Annotated in this window: 2 tRNA genes; both read left to right on the forward strand. The window is 37.1% G+C overall.

The window, feature by feature from the left end:
- Positions 1-68 precede the first annotated feature (68 nt).
- Positions 69-142: transfer RNA gene (locus EMN46_RS19440), tRNA-Ile, on the forward strand.
- Positions 143-229: 87 nt separating this feature from the next.
- Positions 230-303 (forward strand) — tRNA-Ala (locus EMN46_RS19445).
- Positions 304-372 lie beyond the last annotated feature (69 nt).

Genomic DNA, 372 nt, shown 5'->3' on the forward strand with positions numbered 1-372 from the left:
TTCATCTTTTAATATACCATAACCCATAGCGTTAGGGTGTTTTACTAACAAGCCTATGGATTATAACTAGTCCTGTAGCTCAGTTGGTTAGAGCACTACACTGATAATGTAGGGGTCCGCAGTTCAAATCTGCGCAGGACTACTTATTATAAGTGAAAAGGTAAAAAGGATAAGGAATAAGTGAATATCACTTTAACCTTAAAAACTTTAGACTTTAAACTTTCTTTATGGGGGATTAGCTCAGTTGGCTAGAGCGCCTGCCTTGCACGCAGGAGGTCATCGGTTCGACTCCGATATTCTCCACTCGATACATATTTGGTATTAAAAGTTCTTTGACATATTGAAATACAAAAAAAGTAGAAGTAATCTAAG

It is taken from the genome of Ancylomarina sp. 16SWW S1-10-2 (genome assembly GCF_009669305.1).
GTDB lineage: Bacteria > Bacteroidota > Bacteroidia > Bacteroidales > Marinifilaceae > Ancylomarina.